This is a genomic window from Citrobacter sp. Cb041 (assembly GCF_030336655.1).
Lineage (GTDB): Bacteria > Pseudomonadota > Gammaproteobacteria > Enterobacterales > Enterobacteriaceae > Citrobacter > Citrobacter braakii.
On the sequence record NZ_JAOWDD010000028.1, the window covers coordinates 121,012 to 146,167 of the forward strand.

The 25,156-nt window shown below is 53.9% G+C and carries 21 protein-coding genes; 11 read left to right on the forward strand and 10 right to left on the reverse strand.

What is annotated here, in order from left to right:
• Positions 1 to 239: 239 nt before the first annotated feature.
• Together mmuP and mmuM are read left to right on the forward strand one after the other, a co-directional pair.
• Entirely contained in the window at positions 240 to 1,643 is a 1,404-nt protein-coding gene (gene mmuP / locus OGV52_RS03130) for an S-methylmethionine permease (protein WP_032946968.1), read from the forward strand.
• A complete protein-coding gene (mmuM, locus tag OGV52_RS03135; protein WP_016151980.1) occupies positions 1,630 to 2,571 on the forward strand; it encodes a homocysteine S-methyltransferase in 942 nt (313 codons plus the stop codon). Before mmuP ends, mmuM begins: the two co-directional genes overlap by 14 nt.
• A 70-nt stretch (positions 2,572 to 2,641) precedes the next feature.
• On the opposite strand, the gene fbpC is transcribed toward mmuM, so the two are convergent.
• The 6 genes from fbpC to OGV52_RS03165 all read right to left on the reverse strand — a co-directional run bounded on the left by fbpC (position 2,642) and on the right by OGV52_RS03165 (position 10,436).
• A complete protein-coding gene (fbpC, locus tag OGV52_RS03140) occupies positions 2,642 to 3,688 on the reverse strand; it encodes a ferric ABC transporter ATP-binding protein (protein WP_046275613.1) in 1,047 nt (348 codons plus the stop codon).
• An 11-nt stretch (positions 3,689 to 3,699) separates the two neighbouring features.
• On the reverse strand, positions 3,700 to 5,778 hold the full coding sequence (locus tag OGV52_RS03145) for an ABC transporter permease (protein WP_047357661.1): 2,079 nt from the start codon (positions 5,776 to 5,778) through the stop codon (positions 3,700 to 3,702).
• 69 nt (positions 5,779 to 5,847) lie between these two features.
• Entirely contained in the window at positions 5,848 to 6,879 is a 1,032-nt protein-coding gene (locus OGV52_RS03150) for an ABC transporter substrate-binding protein (RefSeq protein WP_016151983.1), read from the reverse strand.
• On the reverse strand, positions 6,876 to 8,180 hold the full coding sequence (gene uhpC / locus OGV52_RS03155) for an MFS transporter family glucose-6-phosphate receptor UhpC (RefSeq protein WP_141874896.1): 1,305 nt from the start codon (positions 8,178 to 8,180) through the stop codon (positions 6,876 to 6,878). The genes OGV52_RS03150 and uhpC overlap by 4 nt, the downstream gene beginning before the upstream one ends.
• Positions 8,181 to 8,265: 85 nt before the next feature.
• Positions 8,266 to 9,807, reverse strand: coding sequence for an MASE1 domain-containing sensor histidine kinase (locus OGV52_RS03160; protein WP_137366564.1), 1,542 nt, complete (start codon positions 9,805 to 9,807; stop codon positions 8,266 to 8,268).
• Complete coding sequence (locus tag OGV52_RS03165) at positions 9,807 to 10,436, reverse strand: response regulator transcription factor (protein ID WP_032931278.1); 630 nt, start codon at positions 10,434 to 10,436, stop codon at positions 9,807 to 9,809. Before OGV52_RS03165 ends, OGV52_RS03160 begins: the two co-directional genes overlap by 1 nt.
• Positions 10,437 to 10,692: 256 nt before the next feature.
• On the opposite strand from OGV52_RS03165, the gene tauA reads away from it, so the two are divergent.
• Genes tauA through tauD form a run of 4 tightly spaced genes read left to right on the forward strand, consistent with a single transcriptional unit; the run spans position 10,693 to position 14,112 of the window.
• Positions 10,693 to 11,655, forward strand: a complete 963-nt coding sequence (tauA, locus tag OGV52_RS03170; protein WP_016155824.1) for a taurine ABC transporter substrate-binding protein — start codon at positions 10,693 to 10,695, stop codon at positions 11,653 to 11,655.
• A 14-nt stretch (positions 11,656 to 11,669) separates the two neighbouring features.
• Positions 11,670 to 12,437, forward strand: coding sequence for a taurine ABC transporter ATP-binding subunit (gene tauB / locus OGV52_RS03175; RefSeq protein ID WP_103928963.1), 768 nt, complete (start codon positions 11,670 to 11,672; stop codon positions 12,435 to 12,437).
• Positions 12,434 to 13,264 carry a taurine ABC transporter permease TauC gene (gene tauC / locus OGV52_RS03180; RefSeq protein ID WP_016155826.1) on the forward strand — a complete coding sequence of 277 codons (831 nt, stop codon included), beginning with the start codon at positions 12,434 to 12,436 and terminating at the stop codon, positions 13,262 to 13,264. The genes tauB and tauC overlap by 4 nt, the downstream gene beginning before the upstream one ends.
• Positions 13,261 to 14,112 carry a taurine dioxygenase gene (tauD, locus tag OGV52_RS03185; protein WP_287108074.1) on the forward strand — a complete coding sequence of 284 codons (852 nt, stop codon included), beginning with the start codon at positions 13,261 to 13,263 and terminating at the stop codon, positions 14,110 to 14,112. Before tauC ends, tauD begins: the two co-directional genes overlap by 4 nt.
• Positions 14,113 to 14,190: 78 nt before the next feature.
• On the opposite strand, the gene hemB is transcribed toward tauD, so the two are convergent.
• Positions 14,191 to 15,165: a porphobilinogen synthase gene (gene hemB / locus OGV52_RS03190; RefSeq protein ID WP_287108075.1), complete on the reverse strand. Its 975-nt coding sequence runs from the start codon at positions 15,163 to 15,165 to the stop codon at positions 14,191 to 14,193.
• Positions 15,166 to 15,674: 509 nt separating this feature from the next.
• On the opposite strand from hemB, the gene ehaB reads away from it, so the two are divergent.
• Both ehaB and iprA read left to right on the forward strand, forming a co-directional pair.
• The gene (gene ehaB, locus OGV52_RS03195) at positions 15,675 to 18,599 is read left to right on the forward strand and encodes an autotransporter adhesin EhaB (RefSeq protein WP_287108077.1); all 2,925 of its coding nucleotides are present in this window, start codon (positions 15,675 to 15,677) and stop codon (positions 18,597 to 18,599) included.
• 89 nt (positions 18,600 to 18,688) lie between these two features.
• Complete coding sequence (iprA, locus tag OGV52_RS03200) at positions 18,689 to 19,312, forward strand: hydrogen peroxide resistance inhibitor IprA (RefSeq protein WP_047497841.1); 624 nt, start codon at positions 18,689 to 18,691, stop codon at positions 19,310 to 19,312.
• Position 19,313: 1 nt separating this feature from the next.
• Here the strand turns inward: iprA and ampH are convergent, their stop codons facing one another.
• Positions 19,314 to 20,471 carry a D-alanyl-D-alanine-carboxypeptidase/endopeptidase AmpH gene (gene ampH / locus OGV52_RS03205; RefSeq protein ID WP_047497838.1) on the reverse strand — a complete coding sequence of 386 codons (1,158 nt, stop codon included), beginning with the start codon at positions 20,469 to 20,471 and terminating at the stop codon, positions 19,314 to 19,316.
• A gap of 383 nt (positions 20,472 to 20,854) precedes the next feature.
• Between ampH and sbmA the strand changes: the two genes are divergently transcribed.
• Both sbmA and OGV52_RS03215 read left to right on the forward strand, forming a co-directional pair.
• Positions 20,855 to 22,075, forward strand: coding sequence for a peptide antibiotic transporter SbmA (gene sbmA / locus OGV52_RS03210; protein WP_049282012.1), 1,221 nt, complete (start codon positions 20,855 to 20,857; stop codon positions 22,073 to 22,075).
• Positions 22,076 to 22,091: 16 nt separating this feature from the next.
• On the forward strand, positions 22,092 to 23,195 hold the full coding sequence (locus OGV52_RS03215) for a DUF1615 domain-containing protein (protein ID WP_019076139.1): 1,104 nt from the start codon (positions 22,092 to 22,094) through the stop codon (positions 23,193 to 23,195).
• Here OGV52_RS03215 and OGV52_RS03220 read toward each other — a convergent pair.
• The gene (locus OGV52_RS03220; protein ID WP_287108079.1) at positions 23,180 to 23,503 is read right to left on the reverse strand and encodes a DUF2755 family protein; all 324 of its coding nucleotides are present in this window, start codon (positions 23,501 to 23,503) and stop codon (positions 23,180 to 23,182) included. The two genes, OGV52_RS03215 and OGV52_RS03220, sit on opposite strands and share 16 nt — an antisense overlap.
• 263 nt (positions 23,504 to 23,766) lie before the next feature.
• On the opposite strand from OGV52_RS03220, the gene OGV52_RS03225 reads away from it, so the two are divergent.
• The gene (locus OGV52_RS03225; protein WP_019076140.1) at positions 23,767 to 23,988 is read left to right on the forward strand and encodes a DUF2754 domain-containing protein; all 222 of its coding nucleotides are present in this window, start codon (positions 23,767 to 23,769) and stop codon (positions 23,986 to 23,988) included.
• 25 nt (positions 23,989 to 24,013) lie between these two features.
• Here the strand turns inward: OGV52_RS03225 and ddlA are convergent, their stop codons facing one another.
• Entirely contained in the window at positions 24,014 to 25,108 is a 1,095-nt protein-coding gene (gene ddlA / locus OGV52_RS03230) for a D-alanine--D-alanine ligase (protein WP_103766482.1), read from the reverse strand.
• Between the last annotated feature and the right edge of the window lie 48 nt (positions 25,109 to 25,156).

A 25,156-nucleotide genomic window follows, 5' to 3' on the forward strand; every position in this document is an offset into this window, starting at 1 on the left:
TCCCACTTCCGGGTGAACGCCAGCCGGCGATGACGTTGCCAGAGTTTATGTAAAGCCTGGCAACGGAGGCGTTATGAGCTGGCGGCCCTTTTTATATTTGATAATTAACCCACACCCGATATTAAGCGCCCGGCGCGGTCATCTGCGTCTGGTGCAGGGTTGATTTTGCATTGTGTTAACAAACGCGGTATAACACACCTTCTTTGGATGTTTAGATGTCCATACGTTTGGAAGGTTATATGCAAACAACACAACAAAATGCGCCACTGAAGCGCACGATGAAAACGCGTCACCTGATTATGCTCTCCTTAGGCGGCGTGATTGGCACAGGGTTATTCTTCAATACCGGCTACATCATCTCCACTACCGGGGCCGCGGGAACGCTGCTGGCCTATCTGATTGGCGCGCTGGTGGTCTGGCTGGTTATGCAGTGTCTGGGCGAGCTGTCGGTCGCGATGCCGGAGACCGGGGCGTTTCACGTCTATGCCGCGCGCTATCTCGGCCCGGCGACGGGGTATACCGTGGCCTGGCTCTACTGGCTGACCTGGACCGTGGCGCTTGGTTCGAGTTTTACCGCTGCCGGATTCTGTATGCAGTACTGGTTTCCGTTGGTGCCGGTATGGGTCTGGTGCGTGGTGTTCTGTGTGATTATTTTTGGCCTGAACGTTATCTCCACGCGCTTTTTTGCCGAAGGGGAGTTCTGGTTCTCGCTGGTGAAAGTGGTCACTATCATCGCCTTTATTATCCTCGGCGGGGCGGCGATTTTTGGCTTTATCCCGATGCAGGATGGCTCGCCCGCGCCGGGGCTGAGTAATATCACAGCGGAAGGTTGGTTCCCGCATGGCGGCTTACCGATCCTGATGACTATGGTGGCGGTGAACTTTGCTTTTTCGGGAACTGAGCTTATCGGTATTGCCGCCGGTGAAACGGAAAATCCGCGCAAGGTGATCCCGGTGGCGATTCGTACCACCATCGCGCGACTGATTATTTTCTTTATCGGCACCGTGTTTGTGCTGGCGGCGCTGATCCCGATGCAGCAGGCGGGCGTGGAGAAAAGCCCGTTTGTGCTGGTATTTGAGAAGGTAGGTATTCCGTACGCCGCCGATATTTTTAACTTCGTGATCCTGACAGCCATTCTTTCTGCGGCGAACTCCGGGCTGTATGCCTCCGGGCGCATGCTCTGGTCGCTGTCGAATGAACGTACGCTGCCAGCCTGTTTTGCGCGAGTGACGAAAAACGGCGTGCCGCTGACGGCGCTGTCGGTCAGTATGCTCGGCGGCGTACTGGCGCTGTTTTCCAGCGTGGTGGCCCCGGACACGGTATTTGTCGCGCTGTCGGCAATCTCCGGGTTTGCGGTGGTGGCGGTGTGGCTGAGCATCTGCGCCTCGCACTTTGTTTTTCGCCGCCGTCATCTGCAACAGGGTAAGGCATTGAGTGCATTACATTATCGTGCGCCGTGGTATCCGCTGGTGCCGGTATTGGGATTTGTGTTGTGCCTGGTGGCCTGTGTGGGGCTGGCATTCGATCCAGCGCAGAGAATTGCGTTGTGGTGCGGGTTACCGTTTGTTGCGTTGTGCTATGGTGCATATTTCCTTACTCAACCCCGTAACGCAAAACAGGAGCCAGAACATGTCGCAGAATAATCCGTTACGCGCTCTCCTTGAGAAACAGGATGTCCTGTTACTGGATGGCGCGATGGCGACGGAGCTGGAAGCGCGAGGGTGTAACTTAGCCGACAGCCTGTGGTCAGCCAAAGTGCTGGTAGAAAACCCGGAGCTTATCCGCGAAGTGCATCTTGATTATTACCGGGCGGGGGCGCAATGCGCGATCACCGCCAGCTATCAGGCGACACCGGCGGGCTTTGCCGCGCGTGGCCTGGATGAAGCGCAGTCGAAAGCGCTGATTGGCAAAAGCGTGGAGCTGGCGCGTAAAGCGCGTGAAGCGTATTTGGCAGAGAACCCGCAAGCGGGCACGCTGTTGGTGGCGGGATCTGTCGGACCTTACGGCGCGTATCTGGCGGACGGCTCTGAATACCGTGGCGATTACCAGCGCAGCGCCGAGGCATTCCAGGCGTTTCATCGCCCGCGCGTGGAAGCATTGCTGGATGCCGGGGCCGATCTGCTGGCCTGCGAAACCCTGCCGAATTTTGTCGAGATTGGCGCACTGGCTGAGCTGTTGACCGCGTACCCGCGTGCGCGAGCCTGGTTCTCATTTACTCTGCGTGACAGCGAGCACCTGAGCGACGGTACGCCGCTGCGTGACGTGGTCGCGTTGCTGGCGGATTATCCGCAGGTGGTGGCGTTAGGTATTAACTGCATTGCGCTGGAAAACACCACCGCTGCGTTGCAGCATTTACACGGCTTAACGGCGCTGCCGCTGGTGGTGTATCCGAATTCGGGCGAGCAGTACGATGCCGCGAGCAAAACCTGGCATCATCACGGTGAGTCTTGTGCGCAACTGGCGGATTATCTGCCACAGTGGCAGGCCGCTGGCGCACGATTGATTGGCGGGTGCTGTCGCACCACGCCTGCGGATATTGCCGCGTTAAAAGTTCAGGCCCAGGCCCGATAAGACGTAAGCCGCCATCGGGCATTTTTTGCCAGATGGCGATACGGTATGAACCGGAAACATGGGTAACACTTTATGCCGCATCCGCCAGCACAAACATGCCGTACGGATGGATTTCGAGATAATACTGCTCGCCGACGTCCGGCTGCAGACGCGTAGCGTTGACCTGCAATAAAATCTCCTGTCCGTGCCACTCCACCGTGACCTCATATTGGGGTCCCATATACGCGACGTGGCGGATCACGCAGCGCTGGCTCTCTTCGCCGCGGTCGCTGAGGGTGATCGCTTCCGGGCGCACGCCTACCATGCCCTCGCCTTGATCGCTAAAGTGCAGTGGGCGCGGCAGATGATAGCCGTAGATATCAACGTATCTGTCGCTGAAGGTGGCCGGGAACAGGTTGGCATCGCCCATAAAGCTCGCCATAAAGCGGGAGGCGGGCTGGCGATAGAGATCCTGCGGCGAGCCGATCTGCATGATGTGTCCCTTGTTCATCACCAGTACGGTATCGGAAACCGCAAAGGCTTCGCTTTGATCGTGGGTGACGTACAGCGAGGTGATATCAAACTGCTTTTGCAGCTCGCGGATCTTGTCGCGCATGCTGCGACGCAGGTTGGCGTCCAGGTTACTTAACGGCTCATCAAACAGCAGCACTTTCGGTTTGAGGATCAACGCACGGGCCAGCGCCACGCGCTGCTGCTGACCGCCGGAGATCTGATCGACAAAGCGGTCTTCAAATCCCTCCAGATCCACCATCGCCAGCGCCTCTTTGACGCGGGTTTTCACCTCCGCGCGCGACACGCCGAGCATCTTCAGGCCATAACCGACGTTCTCCCCTAACGACATGTGCGGGAACAGGGCATATGACTGAAACACCATACAGATATCGCGCTGCTGAATAGAACGATGGGTAACGTCTTCGCCATCAATGAAAATCTGTCCTTCACTCGGTTTTTCCAGCCCGGCAACCAGACGCAAGATGGTGGTTTTACCGCAGCCGGACGGGCCGAGCAGCGTTACCATTTGCCCCTGCGGAATGGTGAGATTGATATTGTCGATAACCGTGTTGCTGCCAAATCGTTTAGTGACGTTGCGCAGTTCAACGAAATTTTTCTGAGTCATAGTGCGCTCCATTACGCCTGGTTTTTGGCTTTTGAACGGGAGGTACGTGATTCACCGATCAGCCAGTCAAAGATGAAAATAATCGCCAGCATCACCACGATCAAAATGGAACCGTAGGCAATCGCCACGCCGTATTCGCCGTCTTCTACGCGGTTCAGGATGTAGGCCGTGGCCACGCGGGTATCCGGCGTGACGAGGAACACAATGGCGCTGACGGTGGTAATGGCGCGCACAAAGCTGTAGATCAGCGCTGAGAGGATCGCCGGGCGCAGCAGCGGCAACAGGATGTGCGTAATGGTGCGCAGGGAACCGGCACGCAGACTGAGCGAGGCTTCATCCAGCGATTTATCGATTTGGCCTAAGCCCGCAATGCCCGCCCGGATACCGACCGGGACGTTACGCATCACCATTGAGATAATCACGATGGCGGCGGTGCCGGTGAGGTATACCGGGGCGCTGTTAAAGGCCAGAATGTACGATACGCCCGCTACGGTGCCCGGAACGGCAAAGCACAGCATAGTGGTGAACTCGATGGTCTTTTTGCCTTTAAACTGCTGACGCACCACAACCCATGCGATCAGCAGGCCGAAGATAGCGGTGATCGGCGCGGCAATCCCGGCGTAGAGCAGGGTGTCGAGCAGTGAAGGCCACGCGCCGTCGCTCATTCCCTGACCGAACAGTTTGGTAAAGTTCGCCAGCGTCAGGGTGTAGTCCACGCCCCAGTTTACGGTGAAACTGCCGTAGAAAATGCTGCCATAGAGCAGGGCGTTAAAGGCAATCCACACCGCCAGCAGCGCGACCACGCTCCATACCAGCGTTACCGGCAGCGGCTGCACGTCGCCCCGATAGGATTTACCAGAAACGGTGACGTACGAGCGTTTACCAATCCACATGTACTGCACGCAGAACACCAGCAGCGAGAACAGCAACAGGAAGGCACCCAGCGTACTGGCGGCCTGGTAGTCGAGCTGGGAACCGGTGATGTAGAAGTAGATTTGCGTTGCCAGCACGTCGAAGTTACCGCCAAGCACCAGCGGGTTACTGAAGTCGGCCAGCGACTGCACCACCACAATTAAAAAGGCGTTTGCCAGTGCCGGTTTTAGCAGCGGGACAAACACGCCGTTAAAGGTTTGCCAGCGGCTGGCGCGCAGGGTGTATGACGCCTCCTCCAGCGACGGATGAATGGTTTTGATCGCCCCGTCGAGGATCATAAACGCCATCGGAGTGAAGGCCAGCACCTGCGCCAGCCAGATGCCGGTAAAACCGTACAGCCAGTTGGTGTTGGTCAAACCAAACCATTCGACCATAAATTCGGTGATGTAACCGGAGCGTCCCATCATCAGCGTTACGCCTAAACCCACAACAAACGGCGGGGTGACGATCGGCAGAATCGAGAAAATACGTCCGATAATGGCGCTGCGTTTCGCAATACGGGTGGTGTAGATAGCCAGCACCAGGCCAAAGAAGGTACAGCCGACGCCGACGGCAATCGACAGCATAATCGAGTTGAGGATCACCTGAATGATATGCGCCTGCGACAGCACATTCATAAACGCCAGCGGAGCAAATTCTCCGGCGTCGTTGGTGAACATCGGAATGAAAATAGCGATACTTGGCCAGACGATAAAAATACCGATCAGCGCGACAATCGCGGTGAGCGAGCCGATGACGAAACGGTCGCCGCCCAGCCATTCCAGACGGGTGAGCGCCAGGGTCATGATCGCGCCAAGTGCCACAAACAGCACGATGGTGGCATAGCCTAAGCCGCGCCCCTCAAGAGTCGCGCTGGCGACGATAAAGGCCATACAGAAAAACGCCCAGCCCGCGTCAAAATAATGGCGGCTGCGCTGTTCGCGTCTGGCTTCATGGAACGGGCGCACCAGCAGCAGGCTTGGCAGCAGATACCAGAGCCAACTGATATTGAACTGTGACCAGCCGTAGGCGGCGAGAATTTCTTCACGCGTCGATTCCAGCAGACCGTAGTCTAGGCTCCAGCTCGGCAGCAGGGCAAACGCCAGCCAGCCGAGTAAAATCCAAAGAAATATCGCATCCCGTTTTTTCACGGGATGGAGTGCAAGTGTGTGTGACATAGCGGTTCCGGTATTTCAGGCCGGATATGGCGTTAAGGCCTTATCCGGCAAATGAACGCAAATCTGGGGTTATTTACCCATCTTCACTTCGCTGACCCACTTATTGATCAGGGCTTTACGCACGTCGGTCGAGCCGTACTTATCCATGTCGTAATTGATAAGCTTCAGGTCGTCGAGCTTCAGCGAGTTAGGGGACGTCTCGGCGGTGGTGTTGGTCAGGATCTGATAGGATTTACCTTTCTTCCACGCCAACTCCTGCGCGTCTTTCGACAGTACCCAGTCAACGAACAGTTTGGCGTTATCGAGGTTGCGCGCGCCTTTCAGGATACTGACACCGCCGATTTCATAACCGGTACCTTCGCACGGTGAGACAAGTTCCAGCGGTGCGCCCTGTTCTTTTTCCAGCGAGTAGTCGTGCAAGAAACCGATGCCGATAGCCGTTTCGCCACGGGCGGCGTTACGCGCTGGAGCAATGCCGGATTTGGTGTACTGCGAGACGTTGGCGTTGAGCTGTTTCAGGTAGTCAAAGGCCTGATCTTCCCCCCACAGTTGGGCAAAGGTCGCCAGTGCGGTATAGGCGGTACCGGAGCTTTGCGGATCAGCAATCTGGATTTCGCCTTTGTATTCCGGTTTGGTCAGATCCTTCCAGCATTTTGGCACCGGTAGGTTTTTCTCTTTCAGGCGCTGGGTATTGACGCCAAAGCCCAGAATACCGACATAAACCGCCGAGGAGAGGTTGCCCTTCACTTTTGCCGGATCGCGGAACTTCTCCATTATTTGTTCGAGGTTTGGTGATTTATACGGCTGCAGCAAGCCCATTTCACCGGCCTGAGACTGTGGATCCAGCGTACCGCCATACCAGACATCCGCTTGCGGGTTTTTCTTCTCGGCATCCACTTTCGCCAGCGTACTGCCTGAGCCGTTGCGAATGAATGAAGTCTTCACATCATATTTTTCACCGAAGGCTTTGGTTTCGGTTTCGCACATTTCGTTGGTGGCGCTGCAATACACCACCAGACGACCCTGCGCCTGAGCTGCACTGCTGAAGGCTGCCAGCGTCAGAGCGGAGGCAATTAGGGTAGAGGTAAGCGTCAGTTTCATTGTTTTATCCTTTGACTGAGAGAAGGGGGAATGCCCGCAATGAGCAATGGCATCAGCAATAAACCCATAAAGACAGCGGCAACCGAGAGCAAACTGAACATTCCCGACCAGCCGTAGTGTTCTATGACCAGCGACAGCGGCCAACCCGCCAGCGCGGCCCCCAGATAGGCGAACAGCCCGAGAAAACCAGTAATTGAACCTGCCGCCGCTTTATGTCCGCATTCCACGGCCGCGAGGCCAATTAGCATCTGTGGGCCAAACACAAAAAAGCCCACGGTAAAGAAACACACTGCCAGTAGCGCGTAGTGGTGCACCGGCGCCAGCCACAGCGCGGCGACGGAGACCATCAGCCCCAGCGTGAATAGCAAAATCATTGGCGCACGCTGACCGCTGAACAGCAGATCCGAACCCCATCCGGCAAACAGCGCCCCCAGCAAGCCGCCGACTTCAAACAGCATTACCGTGGCATTGGCGCTGAGCAGGTTCACACCGTGGCTTTCCGTCAGCCAGATGTTGCCCCAGTCGTTGAGCGCTATGCGGATCAAATAGACCAACACATATGACACGCCGAGTAGCCAGATCATCGGGTTCTTCAGCATGGTGGTGCGTAACATTTGCCACAGTCCCATCGGCGGGCTTTGCTGCTCCTGACGCAACTCCAGCGGGTCTTGCCGCCATTCCCCAACCGTGGGTAAGCCTTCTTCCCGGGGCGTGCCTTTCAGTTGCAGGGTGAGCCAGATGCCTAACGCCATGCTGATTATCCCCGGAGCCAGCATGGCTGCCTGCCAACCCCACCAGTGGGCGGCAAAGACGCTAATCAGCGGGATGATGGCCCCACCGATGTTGATCGACATATTCCAGCAGCCCCACCAGAAGCCGCGTTCGTTGCGCGAGTACCAGTGAGTCAGTAGTCGGGCGCAGGGTGGCCAACCCCAGCCCTGAAAAAATCCGTTCATCGTCCAGACCACCAGGAGCAGCGTCAGCGATTCACCAAAGGCGAACAGCACGTTTAAAACGCCGGTGGCAAACAGGCCAATGCCCATAAACGCGCGCTGTCCGTGGCTGTCGTGCCATAGCCCGGCGGTGAATTTCGACAGGCCATAGGTCAGATAAAACAGCGATCCCAGCAGGCCGATATCGCCTTTATCCAGACCCAGATCCGTTTGCAGCGCCGGGAGGACGTAGTTAACGCTTTTGCGCGTCAGATAAAACGCGGCGTACCCAATCACCATACACATCAGCAGCCGGGGGCGTAGCGCCCGGTATTGTTGGTCTGTTTCGCGTGATGCACGTGCATGCATGGCAGCCTCCGTTTGTGCTGACTATAGGAAAGTGAAAGCAAAATGGGATGAGATAAAGTCCGCAGTGACTAAGACTTTTTCCTGGTTAACGGCTGATTTGTTGCAAATTTGTGGGCAGGTTAACAATTACCCGCGTGCCGTTGTTCGATTCGAGCGTCAGTTCGCCGCCAAGGGCGCTGACCCGCTCACGCATCCCCTGGATACCGAACCCGGGGATTTTCTCTGCGAGAATACCTACGCCGTTGTCAGCGACGTGCAGAAACACGCGGTGTTCCTGCTGGCGCAGCGTAATCGACACTTCGCTGGCGTCGGCATGTTTACAGACGTTATTGAGCAACTCCTGCAGCAGGCGATACAGTGTGAAACGCACCGTTTCATTTTCTGGCGTATTTTCAAGCTGATAGTCAAACCAACAGCGAATGCCGCGTTCGGCAAAGGCAAATTCATTCACCAGATGATGCAGTGCATCTTTAAAGGCCAGTTCATCGAGCGCGGGCGGTCGTAGCTGGCGCAGCAGTTGGCGGGTGGAGTGGTGAATGCGCCGGGCAAGGTCGTTGATCTGATTTGCCGCTTCAAGCGTTTGCTCGCGACCCGGCGCGCGCTTGACCAGTTGCGACTGAATTTGAATGGCGGTGATGTTCTGACCAATTTCGTCGTGTAGCTCCCGCGCCAGGCTTTTGCGCGTATTTTCCTCGGTGCGGATCAGTTGTTCGGTCAGCGCGCGTCGCGCTGCCAGTTCGGCTTCCAGACGCTGGCGATAATGGTGCAGGTTTTGCGCCAGATGCTGCTGGCGGCTGATAGCGATCCCCAGCCCTATGCCCAGCAGCGCCTGGGTGGCGAGGAAAATCTCCAACTCCAGTAAATTGCTGAACCCGACGCCGATTTGCCGGGCGATGGTGATCATCATGCTGCCGAGCAGTCCGGACAACACGCCGCCCTGCCAGCCAAATTTCCACGCCATCACCACGTTCGGTAAGAACACCACGATTAGCAGCAGGCGCTCGATCTCTGGTGACAGCACCATCTGGGTACCTATGCCGATAATGAAAAACAGACTGCACCAGATGATAAGCGAGGTACGCAGGGGGGGATTGGTGGTATCCAGTCCGAGCAAATGATAGCGGTGCTGCTGGCGCAGAAATTCATAGATCAGATAGACAAACGGCGTCAGCAGTACGCCGCCGGTAAACGATGCCAGGCCAATTAACGTTGCCGGGCTTTGGATAAACGGTGAAAGCAGGAGGGTATTGAGCAATGACGTGATCGTCACCGCGGCCAACAGCAGCGTTAAGCGCTGCCAGTAAAGGGGGAAGCGGTGCCAGTATGACTGGCCGATACTCGCCGGGATCAGGCTAATCAACGGCGCAGCCAGCAGGATATAGCCATTCACTAATTGCTCGCTGTGCAGCCAGAACAGCATCAGCACCGGCGGCAGTACCAGCGCGGGCCAGTAACGGCGAGAAAGCAGGATTAGCAGGGCGAGATAGACGCCGTGCGGCAGGAATAGCGCTGCCTGCTGGCCGTTGTGGGTCAGGTAAAACCCCAGCGTCCACAGCATCAGCCAGCCCGATCCCCAGGCCAGCAGAATAAACAGAGAAATAACCCCATGACGAAGGCTGCGTGACATTAATGCCCCGTCAGCAACTGGTGGTCGAGTGCAAAATGCACCAGATCGATGGTGCTGTGGCATTGCAGTTTGCCCAGCACGTTCGCACGATGAACGTGCACCGTTTTATGGCTGAGGTCGAGCTTGAAGGCGATCTCTTTTACGCTGTCGCCTTTGACCAGCAGATCAAACACTTCGCGCTCGCGCGGGGTCAGTATCTCCAGTACCTGCGCGGGCTGTTCGCCGCCGCGTAGCGCCCGTAGCGCGTCGGCGCACAGGTAATGCCCGCCCATACCAACCGATCGTACCGCCTGCACCAGTTCCTCCGGTCCGCAACGTTTGGTCAGATAACCGCTGGCACCGGCATCCAGTGCGCTTTGCACAAACGTGGGTGAGTCATAGATGCTGAGAATAATGGCGCGAAAACCGGGCTTCTGCGCCCGCAGTCGTTTTAACAGGCTCAGGCCATTTTCATCCGGCATGGCGATATCCATCACCGCAACGTTGACGTCATCATGCAGTAATGCAGGCCACGCCTGTGCCGCGCTGCTGTACTGGCCAGCAACGTTGAGATCGTCTTCGAGACTGAGTAATTGCGCAAAGCCGGAACGCACCACCACATGGTCATCCACCAGCACAACATGAATCATGATCTTGCTCTCTTGCCTGACAATGGCATCTATGATGCCTGCCAGCGCCGCGCTGGCAATCCCCGTGGCGCGGATATGTAACGAATGTAACAAAATCGCAATAATTTGCCGGCCTGCAATCAAATGCATTTCCGGGCTAAGCATTGCCGCTTTTTTTCTAAAAACAGATCGCTATTAGCCAGAATTTTTAATTCCTTTATCAAATTGTGCCGCAACGAAATACTGCCCCCATAACAAGACAGGGGAGCAGACAATCATGGCTATTTCATCGCGTAACGCACTACTTGCCGCACTGGCATTCATCGCATTTCAGGCACAGGCGGTGAACGTCACCGTTGCTTATCAGACCTCCGCTGAACCCGCTAAAGTGGCGCAGGCGGATAACACCTTTGCTAAAGAGAGCGGGGCTACCGTTGACTGGCGCAAATTCGACAGCGGTGCGAGCATCGTCCGTGCGCTGGCATCCGGTGATGTGCAGATCGGTAATCTTGGCTCCAGCCCGCTGGCGGTCGCTGCCAGCCAGCAGGTGCCTATTGAGGTTTTCCTGCTGGCGTCAAAACTCGGCAATTCTGAAGCGCTGGTGGTGAAGAAAAACATCAGTAAACCGCAAGATTTGATTGGTAAGCGCATTGCCGTGCCGTTTATTTCCACTACCCATTACAGCCTGCTGGCGGCGTTGAAACACTGGGGTATCAAAGCAGGGCAGGTGGAGATTGTGAACCTACAGCCACCCGCGATTATTGCCGCCTGGCAGCGCGGAGATATTGATGGTGCTTATGTCTGGGCGCCTGCGGTAAACGCGCTGGAAAAAGATGGCAAGGTATTAACCGACTCATCGCAGGTTGGCGAGTGGGGCGCACCGACGCTGGACGTGTGGGTGGTGCGCAAAGATTTTGCCGAGAAGCATCCTGACGTGGTGAAAGCCTTTGCCAAAAGCGCCATCGACGCCCAGCAGCCTTATATCGCTAATCCCGATGAATGGCTGAAACAGCCGGAGAATATCAGCAAACTGTCGCGTTTGAGTGGCGTACCGGAGGCGGATGTGCCAGGGCTGGTGAAAGGTAACACCTATTTGACGGCACAACAGCAAACCGCTGAGCTAACCGGCCCGGTGAATAAAGCGATTATCGACACCGCGCAGTTCCTCAAAGAGCAGGGCAAAGTCCCCGCCGTCGCGACGGATTACAGCCAGTATGTGACCGATCGCTTCGTGCAATAAATAAGGAGGCGCTGATGCTGCAAATCTCTCATCTTGCCGCCAGCTACGGTGGAAAACCGGTGCTGGAAGATATCAACCTGACGCTCGATAGTGGCGAACTGCTGGTGGTACTCGGACCTTCTGGTTGCGGAAAAACCACGCTGTTAAATCTGATTGCCGGGTTTGTGCCGTATCAGCATGGCAGCATTATGCTGGCGGGCAACAAAGTTGAAGGTCCAGGCGCAGAGCGCGGGGTTGTGTTCCAGAACGAAGGCCTGCTGCCCTGGCGCAACGTGCAGGACAACGTGGCCTTCGGGCTGCAACTGGCGGGGATGGAGAAGCCCCAACGTCAACGAATCGCGCGGGAGATGTTGCAGAAAGTTGGGCTGGAGGATGCGGGAAAACGTTTTATCTGGCAGCTCTCTGGTGGTCAGCGTCAGCGCGTCGGCATTGCGAGGGCGTTGGCTGCCAACCCGCAGCTGTTGTTGCTGGATGAACCCTTTGGCGCGCTCGACGCCTTTACCCGCGAGCAGATGCAAACCCTGCTGCTGAAGTTGTGGCATGAGACTGGCAAACAGGTGCTGTTGATTACCCACGATATTGAAGAAGCCGTTTTTATGGCAACGGAGCTGGTATTGCTGTCGCCAGGCCCTGGCCGGGTACTGGAGCGTCTGCCGCTGAATTTCGCTCGTCGCTTTGTGGCCGGAGAGCCGAGCCGCAGCATTAAGTCCGACCCGCAGTTTATCGCCATGCGCGAGTATGTGTTAGGTCGTGTCTTTGAACAACGGGAGGCATTCTCATGAGCGTGGTGATTAATGATAAACCCCGTCGCCAGCGCGCGCTGAATTGGCGCTGGCCGTTCTCGCGGCAGATTACCTTAAGCTTCGGTACGCTGGTCGTCATTCTGGCTGTGTGGTGGACGGTGGCGGCGCTGCAGTTAATCAGTCCGCTGTTTTTACCCCCGCCGGGCCAGGTTTTGCAAAAACTGATGGTTATTGCCGGGCCGCAGGGGTTTATGGATGCCACGCTGTGGCAGCATCTGGCGGCGAGCCTGACGCGTATTGTTATCGCGCTGCTGGCGGCGGTACTGCTCGGCGTTCCGGTTGGGATCGCTATGGGGCTGAGTCCGACGATGCGCGGCATTCTCGATCCGATCATTGAACTGTATCGTCCGGTTCCGCCATTGGCCTATTTGCCGCTGATGGTGATCTGGTTTGGCATTGGTGAGACCTCCAAGATCCTGCTGATCTATCTGGCGATTTTCGCCCCTGTAGCGATGTCGGCGCTGGCGGGGGTTAAAAGCGCGCAGCAGGTGAGAGTGCGTGCCGCACAGTCGCTGGGAGCCAGCCGTACGCAGGTGCTGTGGTTTGTTATTTTGCCGGGGGCATTGCCGGAGATACTCACAGGGTTGCGTATCGGGCTTGGCGTGGGCTGGTCGACGTTGGTGGCAGCAGAGCTGATTGCCGCCACGCGAGGTTTAGGATTTATGGTGCAGTCAGCCGGTGAGTTTCTGGCAACGGATGTGGTGCTGGCGGGGATCGCGGTGATTGCCGTTATCGCGTTTATTTTAGAACTGGGTCTGCGCGCGCTTCAGCGCCGCCTGACGCCCTGGCATGGAGAAGTACAATGAGTGAACGTCTGAGCATTACCCCGCTGGGGCCGAACATTGGCGCACAAATCACCGGTGCGGATTTGACGCGCCCGCTGAGCGATAATCAGTTTGAACAGCTTTATCACGCCGTACTGCGCCATCAGGTGGTGTTTCTGCGTGAGCAGGTGATTACGCCGCAACAACAGCGGGCGCTGGCGCTGCGTTTTGGCGATCTGCATATTCACCCTGTCTATCCGCATGCCGAAGGGGTTGAAGAGATTATCGTGCTGGATACTCATAACGATAATCCGCCGGATAACGACAACTGGCACACCGATGTGACCTTTATCGACACGCCGCCAGCGGGCGCGATTCTGGCGGCAAAAGAGCTGCCATCGACCGGGGGAGACACCCTGTGGACCAGCGGGATTGCCGCTTATGACGCATTATCTGAGCCGTTTCGCCAGTTGCTGAGCGGCCTGCGGGCAGAGCATGATTTTCGTAAATCCTTCCAGGAATATAAATACCGCCAGACGCCAGAGGAGCATCAGCGCTGGCTGGAGGCGGTGGCAAAGCATCCGCCCCTGCTGCATCCGGTGGTGCGCACGCATCCAGTGAGCGGGAAGCAGGCGCTGTTCGTGAATGAAGGATTTACCACGCGAATTGTCGATGTGACGGAAAAAGAGAGCGAGGCGTTACTGCGCTTTTTGTTCGCGCATATCACTAAACAGGAGTTCCAGGTGCGCTGGCGTTGGCAGCCCAACGATGTGGCGATTTGGGATAATCGCGTGACGCAGCATTATGCGAATGCGGATTATCTGCCCCAGCGGCGCATTATGCACCGGGCGACAATTTTGGGAGACAAGCCGTTTTTTCGGGCGGGATGATTATCGGAGACGCTTCATTTACCGGGCCTACGACCTGTAGGTCCGGTAAAGCGAAGCCGTCATTAGGCAACAAAGTGATTAGCGCAGGATTTTTTTCTCAGCCAGATCCAGTGCGAAGTAGCTGAAGATCAGATCCGCGCCAGCGCGTTTGATCGAGCCTAAGCTTTCCAGCACCACTTTCTCTTCATCTATTGCACCCGCGAGGCCTGCAAACTTGATCATCGCGTATTCACCGCTGACCTGATAAGCGCCAATCGGCAGCTCGGTGCGCTCGCGGATATCGCGCAGAATATCGAGGTATGCGCCAGCCGGTTTGACCATCAGGCAGTCTGCGCCCTGGGCTTCATCCAGCAGCGATTCGCGGATCGCTTCCCGACGGTTCATCGGGTTCATCTGATAGGTTTTACGATCGCCCTTCAGCGCGGTACCTGCGGCTTCACGGAATGGGCCATAGAAAGAAGAGGCAAATTTGGTGGAGTAGGACATGATCGCGGTATCGGTAAAGCCCGCGGCATCCAGCGCCTGGCGAATCGCCTGCACTTGGCCGTCCATTGCGGCGGAAGGGGCGATGAAATCTGCGCCCGCAGCGGCGGCAACGACCGCCTGTTTGCCGAGATTGGCAAGGGTTAAATCGTTATCAACGCCGTGCTCGCATAATACGCCGCAGTGACCGTGCGAGGTGTATTCACAGAAGCAGGTGTCGGACATGACGATCATCTCCGGTACGGTCTGCTTACAGATACGCGACATGCGCGCCACCAGACCGTCTTCTTTCCAGGCATCGCTGCCGGTGTCATCGGTGTGATGAGAAATGCCGAAGGTCATGACCGAGCGGATGCCTGCATTCGCAATGCGTTCAATTTCGCGCGCCAGGTGCTTCTCTGGAATGCGCATCACGCCGGGCATGGCCTCGATAGCTTTGTAATCGTCGAGTTCTTCTTCAACAAAGATCGGCAACACCAGGTCATTTAAGCTGAGTGTTGTCTCTTCAAACATAGCGCGCAGCGCAGGTGATTTGCGCAGGCGGCGAGGGCGTTGGATTAGGTCTGTCATGGTATGCCTGATGTTTGTGGAATCGAAGGCCGTAGTATACCCGAACCTGAGGGTGGGTGGTTTACGAAAGTTGGCGTTATATCTGGATTTTCCATCGTGGAAGGCTGAATCATTAGAGCAATTTATTCACATTTATGGCAAATTATTCATATTCATTATTTTGTTTGTTTCTATTTTATTATTTTAAATATCGATGCGTTTATTTTTATAGATGTGGAAATAATTCCATTTCATTTATTGTTTATTTGTTTAGGTGAGTGCTAAGTTATTTATTAATTATATGTTTCAGAAATATCTTGTGAGATATTTCATTGAAAGAATGAGTTTTTTTGTCTTTTGTGTCAGAGGCGAGGGTATTCGTAGTGTTGTCCGGTTTCGGACGACTAGCAAAGAATAATTGAACCTTTCCTTTGTGAAACCGCATAATCGTCCCCGCGAAACATAAAATGTTTTCTTTGCATTGATAATTGATGGATCAACTATATTACGTCCCTGAGGAGGGATGACAAATGCACACTTGGAAAAAGAAACTTGTAGTCTCACAATTAGCATTAGCCTGTACTTTGGCAATCACTTCTCAGGCGAATGCTTCTACTGATATTTCTGGGACGACGTACACAACGTTCACCCATTATAATGACGCATCACATGTTGATGACGTTTACTTCGATGGCTATGTCGGTTGGAACAATTACGGCACTGATAGTATTTATAACGGTGATATTTATCCGGTAATCAATAACGCTACTGTCAACGGCGTTATTTCTACTTATTATCTGGATGATGGACTGTCAACCAACGGCAATTATAACAGCCTGACGATTAAAAACAGTACCATTCACGGTATGGTGACATCCGAATGTATGACCACGGATTGTACTAACCGTACGGGTACCGACTATTATTACGATCGTCTGGCGATGAACGTCATCAACTCCACTATCGATGACAACTACGAACATTATACCTACAACGGTACCTATAATGACGTGGCTGATACGCACGTTGTCGACGTTTATAACCTGGGTACGGCTATCACTCTGGATCAAGAAGTTGATCTGTCTATCTCCAACAACTCTCACGTCGCGGGTATTACCCTGACTCAGGGTTATGAGTGGGAAGATATTGACGATAATACCGTCATCACCGGCGTAAACAGCGGCGAAGTGTTTAACAACACTATCGCTGTTACCGATTCGACCCTGACCTCCGGTTCCTGGTCTGATGAAGGAAGATCCGGCTGGTTTGGTAACACCAGCAATGCGAGCGACTACAACGGTAACGGTTGGAACGCGAATGATATCGCATTGGCGGTTATTGCTCATCCCGATGCAGATAACGCGATGCAGACCACCGCCACGTTTGATAACGCTACGCTGATGGGCGATGTGCTGTTCTCCAGCAACTTTGATGAGAACTTCTTCCCGAACGGTGCTGATACTTACCGTGATACTGATGCCGATCTGGATACCAACGGCTGGGATGGTACTGACCGTCTGGATCTGACCCTGAACCACGGCAGCAAGTGGGTTGGTGCGGCAATGTCCGTCCATCAGGTTGACGTTGATGGTGATGGCGTTTACGAAAGCTATGCTGAGGGCACTGAAGCCACCGCTACGCTGATTGATATCGCTGCCAACAGCTTGTGGCCTTCTTCAACCTACGGTATCGATAGCGACACAACCTCTTATGACGAAAATGGTCATGTGGTTGGCAATACCGTTTATCAGAGCGGTCTGTTCAACGTGACGCTGAACGGCGCTTCCCAGTGGGATACCACCAAAACTTCTCTGATTGACACTCTGAGCATCAACAGCGGTTCCGTTGTCAACGTGGGCGATTCTGCGCTGGTTTCTGACTCCATCACTCTGAGCGGTGCTTCCGCACTGAACATCAATGAAGATGGTCGTGTTGCGACTAATACGCTGTCTATTGACAACAGTACCGTAACGATTGCTGATGATGTCTCTGCCGGCTGGAATGTGCTTAATGCCGCGCTGTATGCCAATACCATTAACGTCACCAACAACGGCGTTCTGGATGTGGGCAACAGCACCGGAAACGCGCTGCAGGTTGATACCCTGAATCTAACCAGCTACACCGATGCTTACAACCATGTTAATGCGGGTGTTTTCGACATCAACAGCGCTAACTATGTGTTGAATGCTGACCTGACCAACGATCGTACCAACGATACGCGCCAGGCTAACTACGGTTATGGCGTGATCGCGATGAACTCTGATGGTCATCTGACTATCAACGGTAACGGCGATTCCGACACCTCAGGCGATCAGTCTGAAGTTGATAACTACGGTGATCACGTAGCAGCGGCAACCGGTAACTATAAAGTTCGCATCGATAACGCCACTGGCGCAGGTTCTGTTGCTGATTACAACGGTAACGAGCTGATCTACGTTAACGACACGAACAGCACCGCAACCTTCTCTGCAGCCAACAAAGCAGACCTGGGTGCTTACACCTATCAGGCTCAGCAGCAGGGTAACACCGTTGTTCTGCAGCAGATGGAGCTGACCGACTACGCGAACATGGCGCTGAGCATTCCGTCTGCCAACACCAATATCTGGAACCTGGAACAAGACACCGTTGGTACTCGTCTGACTAACGCGCGTCATGGCCTGGTAGATAACGGTGGTGCATGGGTGAGCTACTTCGGCGGCAGCTTCGATGCGGATAACGGCAACATTAACTATGATCAGGATGTTAACGGCATCATGGTCGGTGTTGATTCCAAAATCGATGGTAACAACGCTAAGTGGATTGTCGGTGCTGCGGCAGGCTTCGCGAAAGGTGACATGAGTGATCGTACCGGTCAGGTAGATCAGGATAGCCAGACTGCCTATATCTACTCTTCTGCTCGTTTTGCGAACAACATCTTTGTTGACAGTAACTTAAGCTACTCCCACTTCAACAACGATCTTTCTGCCAGCATGAGCAACGGTCAGTATGTTGATGGCAGCACCTCTTCTGATGCCTGGGGCTTTGGCTTGAAACTGGGTTATGACCTGAAGCTGGGTGACGCAGGTTACGTAACCCCTTACGGTAGCGTATCCGGTCTGTTCCAGTCTGGTGATGACTATAAGCTGAGCAACGACATGAAAGTTGACGGTCAGTCTTATGACAGCATGCGTTATGAACTTGGTGTAGATGCGGGTTATACCTTCGCCTACAGCGATGACCAGGCGCTGACCCCGTACTTCAAACTGGCCTACGTTTACGACGACTCTAACAACGATTCTGATGTAAACGGTGATTCTATCGACAACGGCGTAGAAGGTTCTGCGGTACGCGTTGGGCTGGGTACTCAGTTCAGCTTCACCAAGAACTTCAGCGCGTACACCGATGCTAATTACCTCGGTGGCGGTGATGTCGATCAAGACTGGTCTGCAAACGTTGGTGTTAAATATACCTGGTAACAACTTTCTCGCAGAGAAATAAAAGGTAATTTAATTTAGAATAATGCCCGTCACGGATTTGACGGGCATTTATTGCAAGGAATGCGCACATGCTATCTTCAAATAAACCTCTTCTTGAGTTTGGTAAGCTTGATAAATGTTTAGCGAAATATGGTAAACACTTTGAGTGCGAGAACGATAAAGAAATAATTTATTCCGGTGATATTAATAGTGATGATACTTTCGTTATTTTAAGTGGTGTTGTTTCCTTGCGTAGAGGGGAAAGCGTGCTGGTCGGGATTGCACAGGCACCTTTTATTATGGGCCTTTCTGATGGCGTGATGAAAACAGATGTACAATACAAATTAATAACCGAAAGTAATTGTACAGGATACCACCTGCCTGCTTCGCAAACGATAAATATAATTGAACAATGCCAGCTTTGGCGTGAAGCCTTTTGCTGGCTGGCATGGCAAAACTCCATGTTTGAGTTGCGCGATCTGCAACTGATCGGCAATAACTCCTACGATCAGATCCGTGCGACGCTGATATCCATGACGAAATGGGACGACGTACTGCGTTCGCGTATCGGCGTCATGAACTATATTCACCAACGCACACGAATTTCACGCTCAGTTGTCGCTGAGGTTCTCGCGGCATTGCGTAAAGGTGGTTACATTGAAATGAATAAAGGCAAACTGGTGAGCATTAACCGTTTGCCTTTTGAGTATTAAGTCAGGATGCAGGAATAACCTGCGGTTTGTTCCCGCTCAGCTCTGCAACCAGATCGTTGATACCGTCGCTCATATTGGTAAAGCGGGTTAGCGGAGAGCGGGTCACCACGATAAATGCCCCGACGTTTTGCTGCGGGATCATCGCCATATAGGTAATGAAGCCGCCGCCGCCACCAGTTTTTTGAATAATTCCTGGTCGCCCATTCTTCGGCGCCATATAGACCCAGCCCAAACCCAGCGCATCGGCTCTACCCGGAACATCCATCCCTATCACTTTGGTTAACTGCGTACGCTGATAAATCAGCGTCTGCATACGGTCGGCCTGCTGGCTACGATGGTAAAAATCAGATGAGAGATACTGCTGCATCCAGCGCATCATATCGCCGGGCGTTGAATAAACACCGCCGCTGCCCATTGCCGCCAGGGTATTGTTGCAAGGACTGGCGCCTTTTTCCGCGACCATCAGGCGTCTGCATTGATCGGGGGATGGGGTAAAGGTGGTGTCTTTCATCCCCAGCGGACGGGTAATTTTTTCTTCAAACAGCTGCGGATAAGGCTTTCCGGATGCGGTTCCTAGCGCATCGGCCAGCAGGTCAAACGCCAGGTTGGAATAAGAAGCCTGCGAGCCCGGTGCGGTTTTAAGCGTGGCGGTTGAGAGATAGCTCCAGCGCTGTTCACGGGTTGGCCAGACAAACACTGGGCGCTTCGCCGCACCGCCAGGTTGTTCGCGCGGTAGCGCGCTGGTATGCGTCGCCAGATTCACCAGCGTAATCGGCGTGCCCTGATAAGTTGGCACGCGCGCGCCAGGCGGCGCATATTTGCTCAATGGATCGTTGAGTTTAACCGTACCCTGATCGAGTAATTTCACCAGCATTTCGCTGGTCATTAATTTAGTAATAGAGGCAATTCGAATAACGGAATCCAGCTGCGGATGAACGTTATTGCCAGGGCGTGTTTCGCCGAAGCTGCGAAATACGCGCTGGTTACCATCAATCACCACGAGCGCCATCCCCGTAGCACCGCTGCCGTAAAATATATGGTCGGCATAACGATCGACGATATCAGAGGCGAAGACCGGATCGGTTATAGGCTGTGCCGCCTGGACAGATGTCAATGACGCCGCACACAGCGCGGCAGAAAAAAGCAGACTACGTTTCAACGGTGGTGTCCATGAGTTAGAGAAAGTGAAAAAGGATGTCGTGCGTATGCGTATTTATACTACTCATCGGCGTATTGCAAAGCGCTTATCAGCCAATGATAGTGTGAAAAACGTAACGATGAGTAAACGCGAGCGTTTCCCGGATTACGGATGTTCGCTTTTGTGATCTCACGCTGTGATAATCTGCACTTGCTGGAACGTTGTCGAGTGTGAAAATCACAGAAACAATTCTTCATACCCGGGTGCGAACTAAGTGCCGCGGTTTTGGTCACACTTGTCGGTTTCAGCTTGTGTTTTTGGGCGTAAGCCGTCTGGCCACCGCACTCCACGGTGGCAAATACACAGCAGTCGTCATAACGATAAGAAGTTAGCAGGAGAGCACTATGTTTAAGTCTTTTTTCCCAAAGCCGGGGCCGTTCTTTATTTCGGCATTTATTTGGGCACTGGTCGCCGTTGTATTCTGGCAAGGAGGAGGGGGAGCCTGGGTTGCACATATTACCGGCGCGTCGGGAGACGTACCGATTAGCGCGGCCCGATTCTGGTCGCTGGATTACCTGATTTTTTATGCGTATTACATTCTTTGTGTTGGTGTGTTCGCGCTGTTCTGGTTTATCTACAGCCCGCACCGCTGGCAGTACTGGTCCATACTGGGCACGTCGCTGATTATTTTCGTGACCTGGTTTCTGGTTGAAGTTGGCGTCGCCGTCAACGCCTGGTATGCGCCATTCTATGATCTGATTCAGTCCGCGTTGAGTGCGCCGCATAAGGTGAAGATTGAGCAGTTCTATCATGAAGTAGGCATCTTTCTTGGCATTGCGCTGATTGCCGTGGTCATTGGGGTGATGAACAACTTCTTCGTCAGCCACTATGTATTCCGCTGGCGTACCGCAATGAACGAACACTATATGGCGCACTGGCAGCATCTGCGTCATATCGAAGGCGCGGCGCAGCGTGTGCAGGAAGATACCATGCGTTTTGCCTCCACGCTTGAAAATATGGGGGTCAGCTTTATCAATGCGATTATGACGCTGATTGCCTTCTTACCTGTCCTGGTCACTCTCTCAGCCCATGTGCCGGACCTGCCAATTGTTGGACATGTTCCTTATGGCCTGGTGATTGCCGCGATTGTCTGGTCGTTGATGGGAACCGGCTTGCTGGCGGTAGTCGGCATCAAACTTCCGGGGCTGGAGTTTAAAAACCAGCGCGTGGAAGCGGCCTACCGTAAAGAACTGGTTTACGGCGAAGATGACGCTAATCGTGCGACCCCGCCGACGGTGCGTGAACTGTTCCATGCGGTGCGCCAGAACTATTTCCGCCTCTATTTTCACTATATGTACTTCAATATCGCCCGTATTCTATACCTGCAGGTTGATAACGTTTTCGGCTTGTTCCTGCTGTTCCCGTCGATTGTTGCCGGTACGATTACGCTCGGCCTGATGACGCAAATCACCAACGTGTTTGGCCAGGTGCGCGGTTCGTTCCAGTATTTGATTAACTCCTGGACAACGTTAGTCGAACTGATGTCTATTTATAAGCGTCTGCGCAGCTTTGAACGTGAGCTTGATGGCCAGGATATTCAGGAAGTTACCCATACGCTTAGTTAATAAAAAAGGAGATGTTATGTCGACGGTTTCCCGTCTTTACCCCTTGTCCGGTCTGGCCGCTCTGGTGCTGGTGGGATGTAGTAGCCAACCCGCGCAGCCGCTAAAAAAAGGGGAGAAAGCCGTCGATGTGGCGAGCGTGGTGCGCCAGAAAATGCCCGCCAGCGTGAAAGACCGGGACGCATGGGCGCAGGATTTAGCGAAGACGTTTGAAAGCCAGAAGCTGGCGCCGACGGTTGAAAATATCTGTTCGGTGCTGGCGGTTGCGCAACAGGAGTCAAACTATCAGGCGGATCCGGCCGTTCCAAACTTAAGTAAAATCGCCTGGAAAGAGATCGACCGGCGCGCCGAGCGTATGCATATCCCGCAGTTTGTGGTGCATACCGCACTGAAGATTAACTCGCCAACGGGGAAAAGCTACAGCGAGCGTCTGGATACGGTGAAAACGGAAAAACAGCTTAGCGCCATTTTTGATGATTTTATCAATATGGTACCGATGGGGCAGACGCTGTTTGGTTCGCTTAATCCGGTACATACCGGTGGGCCAATGCAGGTCAGTATCGCGTTTGCCGAACAGCACGCCGATGGGTATCCGTGGAAAATGGCGGGAACAGTTCGTCAGGAAGTGTTCAGCCGCCGCGGTGGGCTGTGGTTCGGTACGTATCATCTGCTTAACTACCCGGCGAATTACAGCGCGCCAATCTTCCGTTTCGCCGATTTCAATGCGGGATGGTATGCCAGCCGCAATGCAGCTTTCCAGAATGCGGTCAGTAAAGCCAGCGGAGTGAAGCTGGCGATGGATGGTGACTTGATTCTCTACGGCAGCAGCGAGCCGGGCAAAACCGAGCTGGCGGTACGTAAACTGGCCGGAAAGCTGGGGATGAGCGAGAGTGAGATCCACCGTCAACTGCAAAAAGGTGACAGCCTGGCCTTTGAGGATACCGCGCTGTACGAGAAGGTCTATAAGCTGGCGGAGGCGAAGACTGGGAAAGCGCTACCCCGTGAAATGCTGCCAGGCATTCAGCTGGAAAGCCCGAAGATTACACGTAATCTGACTACCGCGTGGTTTGCGAAACGCGTGGACGATCGTCGAGCGAAATGTATGGGTCAGTCATCATTATGATGACGGCGGCGCCAGCGCACGAATGCCGCGATGGCGCCAAGAATCAGACTTCCGGCAAGGAAAGGGACCAGCCCAAAAAGGGTACCGACGCCTAAGCCAATTTCAACTCGTGGGCGTCCTGTCTCTTGCATTTGCAACTGCATCAGCTGTTCATAGATGCCGGGAGCGTGGGCCAACAGATTTAAAACCTGCGCGCCTGCCCAAAAGCAAAACAGCACAAATATGGCATACGCAATGTTGCCGGGCAGGGAGGAGGTATCCCGATGCTTGCCCTTAAACAGGGATTTTGAGAGCGTAAAATCAGCCATAAAGACCTCCGGAAATAACCTGCTTTTTTGACGTGATGCCTGGAACTGACAGTGAGTCTGACAGGTGATCGGCAATGTCAATATCAGAATGATGGTAATTTCAGGTAGAGATTATTCCTGGATCTCGGTTTTTTGCTGATTGTCACAATTACTTAACCTTAAGTGAAATCAAGTTACATTTCAGAAATTCCGCACAGGCCACAGATGTCTATGAGGAAATGTGCGAGGATGCGCTTTCACGTTGTATTTCCACCGGAGCCGTTATGAACCTGCCTGTTAAAATTCGCCGAGACTGGCACTACTATGCCTTCGCTATTGGGCTTATCTTTATTCTGAACGGTGTGGTCGGCTTACTGGGTTTTGAAGCGCAGGGATGGCAGACCTATGCGGTGGGGTTGGTGACGTGGGTGATTAGCTTTTGGCTGGCCGGATTAATTATCCGTCGCCGCGTGGAAGATGAAGAAGAAGCAAAGGATGCCCAATAGCTCTCGATCAGGCATCCAGGCGGGTTTACATACTGGTTTTCAACGCGCTATCCGCCGCATGACGTTCCAGCGCCAGTTCGATCAGGCGAGTGATCAAATCGGTATAGCCTAAGCCGCTCGCCTGCCACAATTTTGGATACATGCTGATGTTGGTAAAGCCCGGCAGCGTGTTGATCTCATTGATCACAACATCGTTCTCTGCGGTTAAGAAAACGTCCACGCGCGCCATACCGGCGCAGCCCAGCGCCTGATAAGCCTGAATAGCAATGTCGCGGATCTTATCGTTAACTTCCGGTGCGATCGCTGCCGGAACAACCACTTTGGCACCGTTATCGTCAATGTATTTGGTGTCGTAAGCGTAAAAATCACTGTTCAGCACGATCTCGCCACAGGTACTGGCCTGCGGTTGATCGTTGCCCAGCACCGCGCATTCGATCTCGCGGCCCTTGATCCCTTGCTCCACCACGACTTTATGGTCGAATTCAAATGCCAGCGCGACGGCCTGATCGTATTGCGCTTCGCTGGTCACTTTACTGACGCCAACGGACGAGCCCTGGTTGGCTGGTTTCACAAACAGCGGCAGGCCAAGGCGGGATTCCACCTCGGCAAAGCTGATGCGGTTGCGATTAGCGCGAGTGAGCGTAATAAATGGCGCGATGTTTAATCCGGCATCGCGCAGTAGACGTTTGGTCACGTCTTTATCCATACAGGCCGCAGAACCCAGGACATCAGAACCGACGAACGGCAGATTCGCCACGCGCAGCATACCCTGCAGAGAGCCATCTTCACCCAACGTGCCGTGTACGATCGGGAAAATAACATCGACCGTTGGCAGTGGCTGACCGTTTTGCGCATCGATCAACTGGTGCTCTTGTTTACCCGGGACCTGAGCCAGGCTGGTCGCGGAAGGACGCAGCGCAATATGCGCTGGATCATCTGAATTGAGCAGATAGTTACTGGCATCGCTAATGTGCCATTGTCCTTGCTTATCAATACCTAACAGCACAACGTCAAAGCGAGTCTTGTCGATGGCATCGACAATATTTTTTGCCGATTGCAATGACACTTCATGTTCCGCTGATTTACCACCAAATACGATTCCTACCCGCAACTTTGCCATCTTAAAAACCCATTCCATGAATGCAAAGCACATACATTACCACGACAA